This window comes from Sorangiineae bacterium MSr12523, from assembly GCA_037157775.1.
In the GTDB taxonomy this organism is placed as follows: Bacteria; Myxococcota_A; Polyangia; order Polyangiales; family Polyangiaceae; genus Pendulispora; species Pendulispora brunnea.
Window position 1 is genome coordinate 12397774 of sequence record CP089982.1, and the last position, 16998, is coordinate 12414771.

A 16998-nucleotide genomic window follows, 5' to 3' on the forward strand; every position below is an offset into this window, starting at 1 on the left:
CGATGCCCGACGCCCGCGCGGTCACGCGCATCCTGGACGAGCTTCTTTGGTCGCTCCGCCGTGCCGGCTTCGTCATCTCCACGGCGCAGGCCATCGACTGCGTGCGCGCGGCCAACGCCGTCGGGCTCTCCTCCGCCGAAACCCTGCGCGATGCCTTGGCCGCCGTCATCGTGGACCGCGCGACGGAGCGCGCCCGCTTCGAGCGCACGTTCGACACCTTTTTCCGAGGCGCCCACGGAGGGCCTCGCGGCGATATTTGGCAGCGCCTCGCCGCCGCCGGGTTCGCCCAGAACGAATTGGACGAGTTGCGCACGCAGCTCGAGGCGCTTGCGGCATCCAGCGGCGGCGAGAACCCTTTGCGTTCGCTGCTCGATGGCGGGGCCGAGCTCGATCGCCTGCTGCAATTGACCAGCGTGAAGCGCTCGCTGGACGCGCTGCACAACCCTCTCCAAGCCGGCTTTTTCGCTTACCGCGTGGAGCAGAGCCTCGGTGTTCCGCGTGCCCGCAGCGCCCTCGGTGCTCTCCGCGCCCGGCTGCGCGATGCCTTCGGCGAGCGCGGCGATCTCCTTGCCGATGCGCTGAAGGCGGAGCTGGATCGCGCGGCCGAGGAGGTGCGGACCCACGTGCGCAACGTGGTCGCGCAGCGCGCGGAGCAAGAGCAAAGGCCCGCAGCGACGCTCTCCGGCACGCCCTTCGTGCGCCTCTCGCCGGAGGAAATCGACGAGGTTCGCCGCGCGGTCCGGCGCTTCGCCGATCGACTTCGCGGCGGTGAGCGACTGAAACGGCGGCATGCGCGGCGCGGGCGCATCGATCCGCACCGCACCTTGCGCCGGGCCCTCAAAACGGGCGGCGTGCCGTTCGAACCGGTGCGCAAGAAGCGGCGGCGCGACAAGCCGCGGCTGGTCCTCCTCTGCGACGTGAGCGACTCGGTGCGTGCGGCTGCCTGCTTCATGCTCGAGTTCGTGGCCACCGCACACGATCTCTTCGAGCGCACGCGCAGCTTCGTCTTCGTGAGCGATCTGGCCGAGACCACCGAGCTCTTTCAGCGGGAGTCCATCGATGTGGCCCTGGCGCGCGCATACAGCGGGCAGGTGGTCGCGGTCACCTCGAACTCGAACTACGGCCGCGCGCTGCGCGCTTTCGAGGCGCGCTACCTCCACGACGTGGATCGGCGCACGACGGTGGTGATCCTCGGCGACGGCCGCACCAATTTTCACGAGGCCGCCCCCGAGGTGCTCGGCCGCATCCGCCAGCGCGCACGTGCTCTCGTGTGGCTCTCGCCCGAGCCGCGCGGTGCATGGTCGATGGGTGATAGCGCCATGGGCCGCTACGAGCCCGAGTGCACGCAGGTGCTCGAGGTGCGCTCCGCGCGCGAACTCGAAGAGGCGGCGCGCCTGCTCGTCCGCCTTCGGTGAGCTGTTTACGAATTTCAATTTATCGTAATCGGCATTGTTCGTTGCAATTCGACGCGCTTCTTCCGTCGTTTCGCGCCAATGCTGACGTGGCCACCAATGGACTCGACAAAGTCATCGGCCGAAACCATAAGTAGAAAGGTCGATGTGAATCGTTTCAATTTGCCCGTTGACCGTTGTCGAAACGACTCCTTTCTACTTGGCTTCGGAGCCCACCATGCGCGATCGCGTTTCCTTCTCCCGCACGCTTCTCCTCGTCTCGGGCGTCGTTGCCTGCGCGGCAGCGTGCTCGTCGTCCTCTTCCAACCAAGGCGACACGAAGACCGACGGATCGAGCGTCGATCTTTCCGTCTTCGACACCGCGACGTTCACGAACCCGCCCCGACGCTTTCATCCTTACGTCCGCTGGTGGTGGCCGGGCGGCGCCGTCGAGACCGAGCAACTCCAGCAGGACATCGATGCGCTCTACGACGCTGGCTACGGCGGCGTCGAAGTACAACCTTTCTCCACGAATTTCGATGACGCCTTTCTCGCGAGCCACCCGGAGATCCTCTCCGTGGGCAGCGAGGCATTTTGGTCCCACGTGAACGACGCCTCGCGCGCCGCACGCGCGAAAGGCCTTGGCTTCGACGTCACCTTGGGGAGCGCCTGGCCGGTCGGCGGTCCGTTCATCGAGCCCGAACACCGATTGCACGAGTTGACGTTGAGTCCCTCGGCGTCCAACCTCTGCGGACCTCTCGACTACGACGGTCCCATTCCCGCGCCGGCCAAACCGCAGCACGACTCACCCGTCGAGTTTCTCAAAGAGGATCCGTCGCCGCTCCCGGAAAAGCTCATCGCCGTGACCGCGGCGAGGGTCCAAGGGACGAACACCATTCCCGTGCTCGATGCATTCCGCGATCTCACCGCGAATGTGCACGACGGCCAGGTTCGATTCAAAGTCCCCAATGGCTGCTGGACCATATTTGCCGTTTACGAACGAATCGTCGGGCAATACGCGACCGGAGGCGCTTACTCCGGCGGAAAGGGCTATGTCGCCGATCACCTCGGCCACGCCGGCATTTCGCAGTTCCTTTCTGGCTTCGCCGACCCGATGCTGGCATCCCTCGGCCGCGGCCCGGAAGCCGTGTTCGAGGACAGCCTTGAGCTTCTGGCCGATCTTCCGTGGGGTGAGGACTTCGCATCGAGCTTCCGCCGCTCCGCCGGATACGACGTCACGCCCTTTTACCCTCTGCTCTTCAGGGCGGGCGGCGAGTGCGAGGGGCGGAAAATCTTTTCGCCGGGCCCCATGCTGCCCCGCTTCACCTCGGCGGGCCCCGAGTCTCGCGTCCGTGAGGATTACGAGCGCGCGCGGAGTGAAGCCTTCATCAAAGAGCATATCGAACCCATTCAAACGTGGGCCAAGGCCCACGGAACGGCATTTCGCCTGCAGGCCCACGGCGGGTGGGTCGATTTTCTCGATGGCTACAGCGCGATCGATATTCCGGAAACGGAGGGTCTGTTCTCGGGCGGCTCGTACAACTTCCTCAAATTGGCATCATCGGCGGCCAGCACCTCGGGGCGAACGCTGGTCACGGCCGAGGCGTTCCCGGCCATCGTTCCCGATCCGTACGCGCTAAAGCCGGAAGATCTCCGCTTGCTCGCGGGGCGCATGCATTCGGCCGGCGTAAATCGCATTATCCAGCACGGGCACCCGTATCCGCTCGAAATCGCCCCCGGAAAATCCTGGTACCCCTTCCAGGCACAAGGTTTCGTGGCGTGCTGCCGTTTCGATGGCACGCACCCCAATTGGCCCGAGATGCCGCAATTGAATCGCACGTTCGCGCGAACGCAATATGCACTATCGCTCGGCCAGCACCGGCCGGACGTGGCCTGGCTTCACGCAGAACAGGAAGAGCGCATCGCGAGCGATCCGTCCAAATTGTTCGCGCCCGAATCCGATACCAGCCTTTCGCTTCGCAAAGCCGGTTACGTTTACGATCGCGTAAGCCCCAATGGTCTCGCGGGGGCCGTCATCGGGGAGGGCCGTTTTCAAATCGGACGTGCCGAGTTTCGCGCGCTCGTTCTCGACGAGTGGCCGGCCGCCTCACCCGAGGTCCTGCGCGCCGTGGTTCGCATCGCCGAAGCCGGTATTCCGGTGATCACGCAAGGCGCCCTGCCGAGCCGCGCCCTCGGCCTCGCGTCGGCCGAAACCCGCGACGCCGACGTACGCGCGCTCTCCGAGCGCATTCGTGCGCGCGCCCGCAGCGCCGCCCCCGCCCAAGTCGGCACTACGGTGCGTGCTGCCGACGTGGTTCCGATCGCGGAGGCCATCGATGGCCAGCTGAGTTTCTTCCTCGAGCACCGCTCCCTCCGCACCGCGGAGCTCCTTTTCGTCTTCAATGACTCCGATGCCACCGTGGCCGAAGATCTGCGCGTCGGAGCCGGCTACGCCACCGTGCGCACCTTCGATCCGGACAATGGTCAGCTGACGGCCACGTCCTCCTCGATCCAGGGTTCGGCCATCCATGTCGAGGTTCCCAGCCGGCGCGGATTGTTCCTGCTGCTGGATACCAAATAACGCGCCTCTACCTACGGGCCATCCGTCGGCGGCTTCGTGATCTTCAGCTTTCCCTCGAGGCGCTTCGAGATCCACAAATTGTTCTTGGCGTCGATGATGACGGCGCCCACCCCATCGAGGGACTCGACGAGCTTCATGCCCTTCTCGGGTCCCAAAATGAACACCGCATCGTCGATCGAATCGGCCAAGAACGCCGTCTTCGCCCAAATCGTGACACTGCGGCACGCCGTGGCCGGGCGGCCCGTCCGCGGATCGATGATGTGGTGATAACGCTTGTTCCCAATCAGGTACGCGCGCTCGTAGTCGCCGGCGGTGCTGAAGGCATGGTCGCTCAGCGGCAATAGCGCAAAATACGAACCCGACGGCCCGCGCGGATCGCGCACGCCCGCGGACCATTCGCTTCCATCGGGCTTCAGGCCGCGGGCATAGAGATCGCCCCCGGCTTGTACATAGAACGATGTCAGCCCCGCGTCCTCGAGCACCTTGGCAGCACGGTCGACCGCATACCCTTTGGCGATGCCGCCGAGGCTTATACGCACGCCCTTCGTGTCCAGCGCAATCGTCCGCGCGCGGTCGTCGAGGTGAACGTGTCGGTAATTGACCAGCGGCAGCTTCGCCTTGATCTGTGCGTCCGTGGGCGGGTGCGGATCGAGGTCCTCGTCGAATTTCCACAGCCCGTGCAGGCTCTCGAACGTGATGTCGAACGTGCCCTCCGAAATCTCGCTCGTGTGCACGGCCTCTTTGACGACCGCGAACGTCTCCGGATCGACTTGGACCGCGCTCTCACTCTTCTGTCCGGCGGCGGCGTTCACGCGGGAGAGATCGCTGTCGGGTCGCCACGTCGTCATGAGGGACTCGAGCCGCTGGATCTCCTTCGTCGCCGCGTCGAAGGCGCGTCGTGTGGCGTCCGCATCGACCTTCTGCGTCGTGTAGGCGGCGTAGGCCAGGTGCGTGCCCATCGCGCGGCCTTCGCCGGTCACCTTTTCTGGAGCGAACGCAGGTGCGGCACTCTCTTCCGGCGACGGGGCACGGTCGGTAACGGCCTCCGTGGCGCGCGGCGGCGGGGCGGGCGAGTTGGCGCGATCGTGGCAGCCCAAGAGCTCCGCGCCCAAAAGAGCGATGCCCAACAGGCCAGCAACGGATAGGCTCCGCACAGGAATCATCCAGCTTCTCGTACCACGGTTGCCGCTTGTCATCTTCGACGCTCTCCAACGCCGCGCGCACGTTCTGGATCGCGCTGGCGCTGATCATTTCATGGACGTCGTACGCGGCGGCGCAGTCGAACGCTCCGGACCCACCTGCGCTTACTCCCCCGAAGATCACCAGCCCCGAGACGGTGCCCTATCCCGAGGGCGCCCAAGGCGACGCGGTGGTCATTTTGGAGCTCCGCATTGGCGCCTCGGGCTCCGTGGAGGAGGCCAAGGCCGTCGAGGGCACGGAGCCGTTTGCGAGCGCGGCGAGCCAAGCAGCCATGGCCTGGCGTTTCATCCCCGCACGGCGCGGCGATGTGGACGTGGCCGCGCGCATTCGCATGCGCATCGAGTTTCACCCGCCCGAGCCGCCCCCACCCGCTCCCGCTCCCGCTCCCGCTCCCGCTCCCGTCGCAACCACGGGCAAGCCCGCCCCACCTGCAGCGCCCACGCAAGATGTCGAGGTGCGCGGATCGCGCCCGGAGGCCTCGAAACTCAGCGTCGGCGGCGGTGAGGTCCGGCAGATGCCCGGCGCCTTCGGCGATGCCTTCCGCATGATGGAGGCCATGCCCGGTGTCACACCCGTCTTCAGCGGGCTGCCCTTCTTCTTCGTGCGCGGCGCGCCCCCCGGCAACACGGGCTACTTCCTCGATGGCATCCGCGTGCCGCTCCTCTTTCATTTGGCAGCGGGCCCCAGCGTCATCCATCCCGCCTTGGTCGATCGCGTGGACTTCTACGCCGGCGGCTACCCGGCACCGTTCGGTCGTTTCGCCGGCGGTATCCTTGCAGGATACACACGTCCGCCCGCGGATTATTTTCACACCGATTGGAACCTGCGCCTGCTCGATGCGGGTGCGCTCATCGAGACGCCGTTCGCCGATGGCAAGGGCACGGTGCTGGCCGGCGGGCGTTACGGCTACCCGGGCCTCGTCCTTCCGCTTTTTGCGCCGGACACGCGCCTCCAATATTGGGATTACCAAGCCCGCGCCGCGTGGAGGTTCGACGACCGCAACATGGTCAGCGTCTTCACGTTCGGTAGCTACGACTACCTGGCCGATGCCAAAGTGCAGGATGACGGCGAAAAGCGCACCGAGCAGCTCTTCGCGACCATGTTTCACCGGTTGGATCTGCGCTTCGACCACCGCCTCGATCACGGCGGCAACTGGCGCATGGCCGTCACCTTGGGCACCGACAAATCGGGCGCCGATGACGGCGATGTCACCAGCCAAATGCTCGGCGTTCGCACGGAGCTCGAGAAGCGCCTCACCGAGGATCTGCGCATGCGCCTCGGTGCGGACTTCTTTTTCGAGCACTTCGACGTGCTCGATCAACGCGGCAACCGCAACACCTCGGGCACCAGCGTCAGCACGCTCTATGCGCCGCGCAATGACATCACCGTGGGCGCGTATGTCGATGCCACCTGGCGCATGGCCCCGCGGGTCGAGCTCGTGACCGGCCTTCGCGCGGACCTTTTCACCTCGCAGCGCATCGATCGCACCCCGGCATTGTACGAGCCGGCCGCGCGCGAGTTGGGCGTCGACCCGAGGCTCGCCCTGCGCGTGACCCTCTCGCCCAAGGTCACCTGGGTGTCGACCTTCGGCATCGCGCACCAGGCCCCGAGCCTCGTGGTTCCCATTCCGGGTGCCGGCCTCGCGAAGCTCGGGGACGGCTTGCAAACCTCGGTGCAGACCAGCCAAGGCTTCGAGCTTGCGCTGCCTTGGGACTTCACCGCCACGGGCAGCGTCTTCTTGAACAACTTTCTCGACATGACCGATGCGACGGCCACCTGCATCCGCGGGAGCGATCTCAACGAAGACTCGATCGATCCTTCGTCGCCGCGCTCCTGCGTGGGCCGGCGCGTGCGCGGCCGCTCGTACGGGTTCGAAATCCTCGTGAAGCGCTCGCTCACCAAGCGCATCACCGGCTGGCTCTCGTACACCCTTTCGCGCACCACACGCGATACGGATCCCAACTCGTCGGCCTCGCGCGGGCGGCCGCTCTTTCCTTCGTCGCCGGCGACGATCCTCGGTGAATTCGACCGCACGCACGTGCTCAACGTGATGGGCGCCTACGATCTCGGAAAGGGTTGGCGCTTCGGCGGCCGCTTCTATTTCTATTCCGGTAAGCCGTATTCGCAACAGTATTACGGTTTCGCGGTTCCCCCGTTCAACAACGAGAGGCTCCCGTCGTACTACCGCTTCGACGTGCGGCTCGAGAAAACGTGGCCCATGGGCAAGTCGGGCCGTATCTCGTTCGTCTTGGAAGGCCTCAACGTGACCCTCAACAAGGAGACCGTGGGCCTCGACTGCACCACCTCGCTCGGGACTCCGCCGCCGCGCCCCGGCATGTCCTTGGAGCGGATTCCTACGGCGTGGTTGGACAAGTGCCAACGCCAGGAGGTCGGCCCCGTGGCGGTGCCGAGCATCGGCATCGAGGGGGCGTTCTGACGTCGCGTCAATATGCGACTAGTTCGCCTGGAGAATTTCGTCGGCCAACCCCGGGTGCACGCCGGAGACCGTGCGCGCCAAAAGCAAGGTGCCAACCATTTCGGAGAGCATGCGCATCACATGACGACGGTCGAGCACGGCGCCTTCGCACGAGCCCGTAACTTTCGCGAGCTGCGCGGCGGCAATGGATAAAAGCGCCTCGATTCGCTCGGCGTGGCTCGCGTCATGGAGAGGCGAGGTCGAATCGAAGGCGTCCGTTGGATCTCCACCGTCCGATAGGACAAGATCCGCGAGCACCGTAATGGCTTCCTCCAACGCGGAGCAGGCCTCGGCGGCCAGCATTTCGGATTGTCGTGTGCTCATTGCCGCTTAGTGAGGCAGAATACGGAACAAACATTACGTTGGTGATTCGCGTTTCAAAACGCCGACCCCCGAGGGCGAGGTAATCGGTGACAATTCGTAAAAAGCCCGTCATTTCTCCGCGTCGGGAGCCTCGCCAGGCTCGATCCGAGCAGATGGTGGCGGACATTCTCGAAGCAGCCATTCGCGTTTTGCAGTCGGACGGAGTCGAAAGATTCACCATGGTCCGCCTTGCCGAAGTGGCAGGGGTGAGCGTGGGATCGCTCTATCAATACTTCCCCAATCGGGAGTCGCTCTTCTTCCGACTTCAGCAGGCTTCGTGGGGCGAAACGGTGGATCGCGTCCAGGAGATCCTCGTCGATCCGAACGCGACACTCGAGCAGAAGGTGGCGGCTTCTGTTTCCGCAGTGTTTCGCGCCAACGAAGCCGAGGGTGATCTGCGCAAGGCCATGAGCGAGGCCGGCGCCCCCTTCCGTGATTCGCCGGAGGCCATCGCCGAGCGCGAGCGCGGCCAACAGCGCGCCATCGCATTCTTCCGTTATGCCTTACCGGAGGCGAGTGAATCGGACATCGTCTTCATCGCGGACTTCATCAGCACCACGACGGAAGCCCTCGCGGAGAGGGTCTCCGATCGAAGGCTCGCACGCCACGAGACCGAGCGCTGGGCGAAGGCAGCTGCCGAAATGTTTTCGCTCTACATCAAAGCGCGGGCTTGTTCGCGGACAGACGGGTGATCTGGATGCCGTGTGCGGCGCCAAGCCGCTCGAGCAGCTCCCCGAGCTCCGCGGGGGCGGCCACCTCGGGCAGGCGCTCGTAGTGGTTGTCCCAGAGCTCGAGCATCACGTGCTTCTCGTCCAAAATGAGGCGGCTGATCTGCGCCCAGCTCCACTGGCGGACGCGCGGGATGCCCATGGCCATGAGGTAGCGCGCCTCGAGCCCATCGCGCCGAACGACGACGCCGCGCATGTGGGCGCGGATGACCGTGCCCACGGCGCTCGCCACGAGGATGAGTGCAAACGCGATGGAGCTGAGCGGCCGCGTTTTGTCCCCCTCGACGAGCCACACGTACAGGCGCGAATTGGAGGGCGACGCGTAGGCGACGAACACCATCGCGAGCGCCACCAGGGCGATGCCCAGGTAGATGAACGATGGAATGCGCATGCGCAGCGGAGGCCCGAATGTAAGCCGGTCCGTCGGGCTGAGGCTGTACGACATCTCGAAGCGCGCAACGGTCCCGCGCACCTCCGTGATGCTGTCTCTGTCGTCGCCTGGTTCAGCAGAGGGTAGGCTTTGGTGTTCGCTGTCGGGATGCGACGGGGAGGTCACAGAGAGCACTCCGAAAGAGACACGATAGCACCGGATCTCCTTGGGGGCTTCAGCGATCCCCCGGTCCCGCCCCAGGACCCGATTGCGGGGCCGCTCCCGACTGCGGTCCCGTTCCACCTTGGTTTCGCGCATGGCGGATGGTGGCGATCTCGCTCTTCGACGGATTGATGACCATCAGGCCGTGATCGGCATCGATGAGGGCGATGTCGCCATCGGACGACCAGCGGAAGAGTCCCTGCACATCGACGATGGCGGGGACGCCGAGCAGCTCGAGCAGGATGCGGGTGCGCGGGCTGGTGGCGCGCTCGCTCAAGGCGATGCCGCACGGCTGCGCCCTGGCGGAGATGAGCAGATCGAACACGCTGAGGCCGTCTCCGACGAGCACCGCCTTGGACGGAAGCTCGGCGCGCTTGTCCGACGCCGCCAGCATGCTCAAGGCGTCGCACAGATCCTCGACGTCGCGTGCGCGCTCCTCGAGGAAGGGATCGCGCGTGATGGTGGCCGCGGTGCGCGTGGCCTCGCGGGCGACGCGGCCGAGTGCCGCGGGAATGCCCACGCCGGACTCGGTGATCTCGAGCGCGAGCTCGCGGAAACGCATGTCGCCGAGGATCTCGACGTAGGTCGAGAGGAACGCGCCTTCCTTGCCCACGGAGATGCCCTTCGCGCGTTCGTTCAGCGCCAAAATGGCCTTCTCGGCGACGTCGAACGCCACTTTGAGCAGACGCACGTCCTGCTCGATGGTCGTGGTGCGCTCGTTCAAGTGATGGGCGCTCAACCGCTGCGTCGGCCGGCGCGGAGCGGTGATGGCCCCGAGCGCCTTTCCCGGCACCAGCGGGCGCCCGGGCAAGGTGACCTTGCGCGTGCCCCCACCCGCGCGCCGCGTCACCGTGCTGCGTTCGCGCTGCGAGTCGATCAGCTCCGCGTGGCGGATCCCCGCAGAAATGAGCGCGCCGAGCACGCTGAGCAACTCGACGTCGGGATCGGAGAAGGGGATCGCTTCGCGCTGCACCGCGATGGCGCCCACCGGCCCTTGCTTGCCCAGGATGGGCACCGCCAGAAAGACGGGGAAGCGCTCCTCCTCGAGGCCGGGGAAATGCTTGTACGATGCATGCGTCTCGGCGTGGGTGGAGATGATCGGGCGCAGGTACTCGACGGCCTGGCCGGTGATGCCCTCGCCGACATTGAGCCGGATCTGCCCCAGCGCGGTGCGCGAGAAGCCGACGTTGCCGCGCATGACGAGCTTGTTTTCGCCCTCGACGAGGTAGAGCGAGCAGACGTCGCAGCCGAGGATCTGCACGATGCGGCGCGGGGCTTCGTCGAGCAACGTCACCAGCGGCATGGGCCGGGCGGTGAACGCGACGAAGTCGAGCACGCCATCGAGACGTTTGTTGCCGCGCTCGTAGACCTTGGGGGTGATGGGGAGGTCGACAGGCGTGCGCGGCGGCGGAGGCGTGGAGGCGGACATGGCGGAAAGCTCTGGTTTCAGTGTAGCCTGAGAACCCTCATGGCCAACGACTTCCCTTCCGATGCATGGACCCGCGCTTACAAGGACGCGATCAATTCCAACCCGAACTACAAGATCCACGGCAAGGATTGGACGCATGGCGTCGTGGCGATGGTCGTGACCGCGGAACCTTCGCTCGGCATCCCGGAGGACATCGGCATGTGGCTCGACGTGCACGGGGGCGAGTGTCGCGATTGCCGCCTCGTTTCGCGCGAGGAGGCTGAAAAGGCGTCGTTCGTCATCGTTGCGCCCTATGCCCGGTGGAAAGAAGTCATCAAGGGCGAGATCGACCCCATCAAGGCGATGATGCAGTTCAAACTGAAGCTGACGAAGGGGCACATGCCGACCATCGTCAAGTACGTTCACTCCTCCCGTGAGCTCGTGAACTCGACCGCCAAGGTACCGACGAAGTTCCGCGACGAGGCTTGACCTTTTTACGGACCAGGCCCGAAAATGCGCCCCATGACCGTACAGACGCCCCTGGTCCTCGTTGCCGACGACGAGCCGTCGATGCTCGAGTTGGTTGCACGTCATCTCCGGACCATGAAAGACCCCTCCATCGAGGTCATCGAGGCCTCCGACGGTGAGCAAGCATGGTCCCTCGCCCAGGAGCACCTGCCCGATCTGGTGGTGCTCGATGTGATGATGCCCGGCATGAGCGGCTGGGAGGTCTGTCGCAAGATCCGCGAGGAAGTCGCGCTCGCGCACACCGGCGTGTTGATGCTCACCGGCATCGGTGAAAACTTGAACCAGCTCACGAGCCCGCTCTACGGGGCCGACGCGTACATCGACAAGCCGTTCGACTTCGGTGAACTCGACGACAAGGTGCGCATCGCCCTCGAAGCGCGCGAAGCTCAGCGTGAAGGCATCTCGCGCCCGCCGCTCAACGGCGTCGCCGGTGCCGCCCGCCCCGCCCGCATCGCCAAGGCCGCCGCCAAGAAGAAGACAGCCCCGAAGGCGAAAAAGAAGGCCGCCAAAAAGCCCGCACCGAAGAAGGTGACGCCGAAGAAGGTGGTCGCGCAGAAAGCCGCGCCGAAGAAGGCGGCTCCGAAAAAGGCGGCGGTGAAGAAGGCCGCGCCGAAGAAGAAGGCGACGGCCCCCAAGAAGATCGCCGCAAAAGCCGCGAAAGCCGTGAAGAACGGTGCGGCCAAGAAGAACGGCGCCTCGCATCGCAAGGCTCCCCCCAAGCCTTCCAAAGCTCCCAAGGTCGTTGCGCCCCCCAAAGCGGGCGCGGGGGCAAAGGCGTCAGGCAAGAAGGCTCCGGCTCGGGGCAAAGCTCGCGCGACGCGTTAACGCCCAGCTTGCGACCTCGGCCACGGCCTCGTCGAGGGGCGTGGGGCCGTAGCCGAAGGTCTCGCGGAAGCGGGAGTCGTCCACCGTGAAGGGGACCTCCCACTGGTACATCATCTCGACGACCTCGCGCATGAAGGGGTTGAACACGCCCATTGCGCGCACGAGCCACTTGGGCACCCGCGTCACCTGGATGCCATCGAGATGGAGCGCGCGTCCGAGGCGCTGGACGAGTGCCCGCGTGCTCTCGGCGGCGTGGGTGGGAAGGATCCAGATGCGGCCCATGGCCTCGTCGCGTTCGCCCAAGGTGGCGAGGGCGCGCGCGATGTCGGGCGCATACGTGTAGGCGTGGAGCATGTCGGGATCGCCCATGCACTCGGCGGCCCTGCCCGCGAAGACGCGCTCGAAAAAGCGGGGGTTCCAGAGCGAATAGGGGAGGTCCGACCCGAAGAAGTCGCTGGCGCGCCCGACGGCCACGGGCACGCGGCCCTGGCGGTGCGCCTCCATGCGAAGCTCGGCGAGGCGGACGCGAAGGGCGCCTTTCTTACTGCATGGCGCGATTACGGAGTCTTCGTGCATGGCGCCGACGGGGCGGCCGTACATGTAAAGACAATCGAGCGCCACGAGCTTCGCCCCCGCTTTCTCCGCGCCATGCAGCGCCCCGCGGGCAATGGGAAGAAGTAGCTCCGGCCACATGTGGTAGGGCGGGTTCATGCAGTCGTAAACCACGGCGGCATTCCGCGCGGCGCGCTCGGCAAAGCCGAGATCCGTGATGTCGCCCGACAGGTACTCGAGGTTCGGCCGCGTGGTGCGCGCCGGCCCTTTGCGCACGAGGCGCACGCGGTGGCCTTTGGCGAGGAGGACTTCGGCCAGGCGGGAACCAATTTGGCCGGCGCCGAGGATGACGTGAACGTCGTTGCTCATGCCTCGACGGTGGTTCTTGCGATGAAGCAAGACAACGCGCATCGTTGCAAACTATGGGCGCAAAAAAGCAAGACCGTGCGCAATGGCACGATCCGCGCTGGGAGGACGTTCGCATCTTTCTCTCGGCGTATCGCCATCGAAGCCTCGGGGCGGCGGCCACGCGCCTCGATCTCGATACGAGCACGGTGAGCCGGCGCCTTACGGCCCTCGAGGAGGCGTTGGGCGTGCGCCTTTTCGAGCGCACGCGCGAAGGGCTGGTGCCCGCGCGCGGGGCCGAAAGAGTGCTCTCCGCCGCCGAGGCCATGGAGGCGGCGCACGGCCGGCTCACCCGCGATGCGTCGGATCTCGAGGCCGAGGCGGAGGGGGTGGTGCGCCTCAGTGCTGCCCCGGGCATGGCCGACGCCTTCGTCGCGCCCGCGTTGGTGCGGCTGCGCGCGAAGCACCCGAAGATCGACATCGAGCTGGACGCTTCGGTGCGCCCGCTCGATCTCACGCGGCACGAGGCGGATCTCGCGCTGCGTTCCACGCGCCCGCACGGGGCGGAGCTCGTGGTTACGAAGATCTGCACCGCAGGGTGGGTCGCTGCTGCGGCGCCCGCGCTGGTGAAGCGTCTCGGTCGGCTCGCCTCGTGGAACGACGCGCCGTGGATCGCCTGGGATCGCGATCTCGCGAGCTTTCCGCCGGCCCGTTGGCTGGCGCAGCACGCACCCAAGGCCCGCATCGCATTGCGCACGAGCCAGTTCACGTCGCAGCTGGTCGCCGCCGAATCGGGCCTGGGCGTGGCCCTCGTCCCGGTGCCCTACATGCCCACGCGCGTCCTGCGCCCCGTGCTCTACGACGAGTCCCTCGCACCATCCGCCGAGGCGTGGCCCACGGACGATCTCTGGCTTGTCGGCCACCGCGCCCTGCGCGACGTCCCCCGCATCGCCGCCGTATGGACCTTCCTCAACGAAGAAATGCGCCGCCTCGCCCAACCCGAATAGCGGCTAGAAGAAGGGGATTGAACAGGGAGGGGGGGAGGCGGGGAGGGAAACAACGCGAATCCCACCGCGTGCCAAGGCTTTTTTAGGTTTTCAGTTGGCTTCGTGAGCCAAGTGAAAACCCAAACCAGCCTCGGTGCGCGGTGGGATTTGTGCCGTATCCCTCCCCGCCTCCCCCTCTCCCTGTTCAATCTTTCTTTCTTTTCATACGACACCCTCGGTGCGGAACCAGTCGATGGCGCGGCGGACGCTTTCTTCGAGGGGGCGGGTGGGGAGGTTCAATTCGGTTTTTGCCTTTTGGCAATTGAAGAAGGCATTTTTCATGGCATATCGCGTGGCGCGGTAGGTGGCATTTGGCTCTTTGTGCGATATGCGGTCGGCCCATAGTTCCATGCCGAGGGCTACGCCGATGGCGACGGCGGCGGGCACTTGGATGCGTGGGGGCTTTATGCCGGCGACTTTGGCCACCAAGGCATAAAGCTCCTTCAAGGTGACGTTCTCGTTTCCCAGTATGTAGCGCTCGCCGGTGCGGCCTTTTTCTTCGGCGAGCAAGTGGCCCATTGCGCAATCGTCGACATCGATGGAGCAAATTCCACCCGGTGGAATGGCAGGGAATTCCCCGCGCAGCATCGAAAGAATGATCTTGCCCGTGGGCGTCGGCCCGATGTCGCGCGGGCCGAAGGGGAAGGCGGGATTGACGACCACCAGCGACAGGCCTGCTTCGGCGAAGCTGAGGGCCACGCGCTCGCTCAGCCATTTGGTCATGATGTAGTCGTTGCCGTCGAACAAATTGAACCGGCATGTCTCGTCGGCCTCACCGCCGTCGACCAGGCCCACGGCCGCGATGGAGCTCGTGTACACCACGCGGCGCACGCCCGCGTTTTTCGCAGCGAGAAGCGTGGCCGACGTGCCCTCCACGTTCACGCGCCAGATGGGCGTCGGGTCCTCCATCCAGATGCGGTAGATGGCCGCCAAGTGATAGAGCGACTCGCACCCTGAAAGCGCCTTCTGCATGCGCTTCGCATCGGTGACATCGCAGGAGATGCGCTCGACGTTCAACCCATCGAGGTTCTTCGTGTTCGCCCCCGGCTCCACGATGGCGCGCACGTCGCGCTTTGCCTCGAGCAGATGACGCACCACGGCGCTTCCAATGAATCCCGTCGCCCCCGTGACCGCTACGGTTCCCATGCGACGGTCGTATCACCGACTGCCGCCCTTGCATCGCGAATTATTTCGTGTACGAATGTTTCGCGTACACAGGAGAGCCCAACCATGCCCAGCCCCTTCCGCGAAGAACACGAGCACTTCCGTAAAACCGTGCGCCAATTCGCTCAGAAGGAGCTCGCACCGTTTGCCGAAGAGTGGGAGCGCGCCGAGAATTTCCCCAACGAAGTGTTCAAGCGCGCCGGCGAACTCGGGATCTTCGCCGCGCACTACCCGGAGGAGGTCGGAGGCTTGGGCGGCGATTACTGGTTCGCGGTGGCCAAGAGCGAGGAGCTCACGCACTCCCGCTTGGGCGGCGTCACCATGGGCCTTCTCGTCCAGGGCGATATGGCCACACCGGTCATTGCCGACTTGGGCACCAAAGAGCAAATCGACGAATTTCTGCGCCCTGCGCTCGCCGGCGAAAAGATCGTCGCGCTGGGCGTGTCGGAACCCAACGCGGGGAGCGACGTGGCGGGCATCCAGACGTGGGCCAAGAAGGACGGCGACGACTACATCATCAACGGCGCCAAGACCTTCATCACCAACGGCACCCGCGCCGACTTCGTCACCTTGCTGGTGAAGACCGCGCCCGATCAAGGCGCCCACGGTTGCAGCTTCTTCCTGGTCCCCACGAACACGAAGGGATACTCGGTTTCGAAAAAGCTGAAGAAGATTGGCAATCACTCCAGCGACACCGCGGAGCTCAGTTTCGAGGACATGCGCGTTCCCAAGCGCTACCTGCTTGGCGAAGAGAACAGCGGGTTCATGTACTTGATGCAGAACTTCCAGTCGGAGCGCATCATCGCGTGCACCAGCGCCGTAGCCGGAATGCAACTGACGATGGATGCGGCCATCGCTTACGGACGCGACCGCAAGGCTTTCGGCAAACCGATCATCAAGCGCGAGTACTGGCAGCACAAGTTCGTCGATTTGTCGGCGAAGCTGGAGGCCGCACGTGCGCTCTCGTACAAGGGCGCGGAGGCGTACAACGAGGACAAGTACGTCAACAAGACGCAGGTCAGCTTCGACACGGTTCGCACCATCTCGATGGCCAAAATTTTCGTCGGCGACGTGCTGACCGAAATCGCCGACCAGTCGTTGCAATTTTACGGCGGCGCCGGCTACATCGAAGAATACGAGATTGCGCGCGCGTGGCGCGACCAGCGCTTGTTTCGTATCGGCGGCGGCACCACCGAGACGTTGCGCTACTACGTGGCGAAATTGATGGGGCTCTGACCCTCATTTCGAGTCGCCTCGTTCCGACGACGAACAGGCCGCGTTTCGGGGCGAAACTTTTTTCTGCGTGATCCGATAAAAAGCTGGAATCAAGTTAGCCCACAGGCCATTGTTATGGCGATCGCCGTGAACCATTCTCGACGACCTGCCTGGTTTGCCTACCTTTGCGCGCTGCTGGCGTTGGCCTTTTGCGCGTCGAGTTCCGCAGGGGCGTTGGCCATGGCGGGGGCGGTTTGGACGTCGGCAGGGCCAGTCGTGAATGTCGCGAATACCGCGAATGCCGATCCGGTCGTCGATGTTCCGGCCGAGGGCGAGGGCGACGCGGCGGATGCCGCCATGGCCGTCCCGGCGATGGTCGAAGAAGAAGAAGAACGCGAAGACGATCCCGTGCCGGGCGCCGAGCAGAGGCTCGTGGAGCTTTCGGCACGATTGGGCCGTTTGGTGGCTTGGGACCGACCTGATTTCGTCCGGCCCGTAAAGGACCCCGTCGACGAAACAGCGTCTCCACCTCCACGAGCCTGAGAAAACCGAGAATCACGTTTAGCGGTAGTACGCCGTAAGCG

Annotated in this window: 15 protein-coding genes; 9 read left to right on the plus strand and 6 right to left on the minus strand. The window is 65.1% G+C overall.

The genetic code is table 11. From position 1 onward, the window contains the following. Window positions 1-2 precede the first annotated feature (2 nt). Window positions 3-1415, plus strand: coding sequence for a VWA domain-containing protein (locus LZC95_49000; GenBank protein ID WXA94372.1), 1413 nt, complete (start codon window positions 3-5; stop codon window positions 1413-1415). A 214-nt stretch (window positions 1416-1629) separates the two neighbouring features. Continuing rightward, window positions 1630-3972 (plus strand): hypothetical protein, encoded by a 2343-nt coding sequence (locus tag LZC95_49005; GenBank protein WXA94373.1) that lies wholly within the window; start codon window positions 1630-1632, stop codon window positions 3970-3972. 11 nt (window positions 3973-3983) lie between these two features. On the opposite strand, the gene LZC95_49010 is transcribed toward LZC95_49005, so the two are convergent. Next, window positions 3984-5135 carry an FAD:protein FMN transferase gene (locus tag LZC95_49010; protein WXA94374.1) on the minus strand — a complete coding sequence of 384 codons (1152 nt, stop codon included), beginning with the start codon at window positions 5133-5135 and terminating at the stop codon, window positions 3984-3986. Between the two features lie 26 nt (window positions 5136-5161). Between LZC95_49010 and LZC95_49015 the strand changes: the two genes are divergently transcribed. Then, a complete protein-coding gene (locus tag LZC95_49015; GenBank protein WXA94375.1) occupies window positions 5162-7609 on the plus strand; it encodes a TonB family protein in 2448 nt (815 codons plus the stop codon). A gap of 18 nt (window positions 7610-7627) precedes the next feature. Here the strand turns inward: LZC95_49015 and LZC95_49020 are convergent, their stop codons facing one another. Beyond that, complete coding sequence (locus LZC95_49020) at window positions 7628-7972, minus strand: hypothetical protein (GenBank protein WXA94376.1); 345 nt, start codon at window positions 7970-7972, stop codon at window positions 7628-7630. An 86-nt stretch (window positions 7973-8058) separates the two neighbouring features. On the opposite strand from LZC95_49020, the gene LZC95_49025 reads away from it, so the two are divergent. Beyond that, entirely contained in the window at window positions 8059-8703 is a 645-nt protein-coding gene (locus tag LZC95_49025; protein WXA94377.1) for a TetR family transcriptional regulator, read from the plus strand. Here the strand turns inward: LZC95_49025 and LZC95_49030 are convergent. After that, window positions 8669-9295, minus strand: a complete 627-nt coding sequence (locus LZC95_49030; GenBank protein ID WXA94378.1) for a hypothetical protein — start codon at window positions 9293-9295, stop codon at window positions 8669-8671. The genes LZC95_49025 and LZC95_49030 overlap by 35 nt on opposite strands. A 49-nt stretch (window positions 9296-9344) precedes the next feature. Beyond that, window positions 9345-10760: a GAF domain-containing protein gene (locus tag LZC95_49035; protein ID WXA94379.1), complete on the minus strand. Its 1416-nt coding sequence runs from the start codon at window positions 10758-10760 to the stop codon at window positions 9345-9347. A gap of 39 nt (window positions 10761-10799) precedes the next feature. On the opposite strand from LZC95_49035, the gene LZC95_49040 reads away from it, so the two are divergent. Both LZC95_49040 and LZC95_49045 read left to right on the plus strand, forming a co-directional pair. Further along, a complete protein-coding gene (locus LZC95_49040; protein WXA94380.1) occupies window positions 10800-11228 on the plus strand; it encodes an SCP2 sterol-binding domain-containing protein in 429 nt (142 codons plus the stop codon). Window positions 11229-11261: 33 nt separating this feature from the next. Beyond that, window positions 11262-12092: a response regulator gene (locus LZC95_49045; protein ID WXA94381.1), complete on the plus strand. Its 831-nt coding sequence runs from the start codon at window positions 11262-11264 to the stop codon at window positions 12090-12092. Here the strand turns inward: LZC95_49045 and LZC95_49050 are convergent. Further along, window positions 12045-13013, minus strand: coding sequence for an NAD-dependent epimerase/dehydratase family protein (locus LZC95_49050; protein WXA94382.1), 969 nt, complete (start codon window positions 13011-13013; stop codon window positions 12045-12047). The two genes, LZC95_49045 and LZC95_49050, sit on opposite strands and share 48 nt — an antisense overlap. 53 nt (window positions 13014-13066) lie before the next feature. On the opposite strand from LZC95_49050, the gene LZC95_49055 reads away from it, so the two are divergent. Then, window positions 13067-13996, plus strand: a complete 930-nt coding sequence (locus tag LZC95_49055) for a LysR family transcriptional regulator (protein WXA94383.1) — start codon at window positions 13067-13069, stop codon at window positions 13994-13996. A gap of 201 nt (window positions 13997-14197) precedes the next feature. Here LZC95_49055 and LZC95_49060 read toward each other — a convergent pair whose 3' ends face one another. Further along, entirely contained in the window at window positions 14198-15181 is a 984-nt protein-coding gene (locus LZC95_49060) for an NAD-dependent epimerase/dehydratase family protein (GenBank protein ID WXA94384.1), read from the minus strand. Window positions 15182-15265: 84 nt separating this feature from the next. Here LZC95_49060 and LZC95_49065 point away from each other — a divergent pair, with 84 nt between their 5' ends. Beyond that, window positions 15266-16435 (plus strand): acyl-CoA dehydrogenase family protein, encoded by a 1170-nt coding sequence (locus tag LZC95_49065; protein ID WXA94385.1) that lies wholly within the window; start codon window positions 15266-15268, stop codon window positions 16433-16435. A gap of 126 nt (window positions 16436-16561) precedes the next feature. Further along, window positions 16562-16957: a hypothetical protein gene (locus LZC95_49070; GenBank protein WXA94386.1), complete on the plus strand. Its 396-nt coding sequence runs from the start codon at window positions 16562-16564 to the stop codon at window positions 16955-16957. Window positions 16958-16998: the final 41 nt, after the last annotated feature.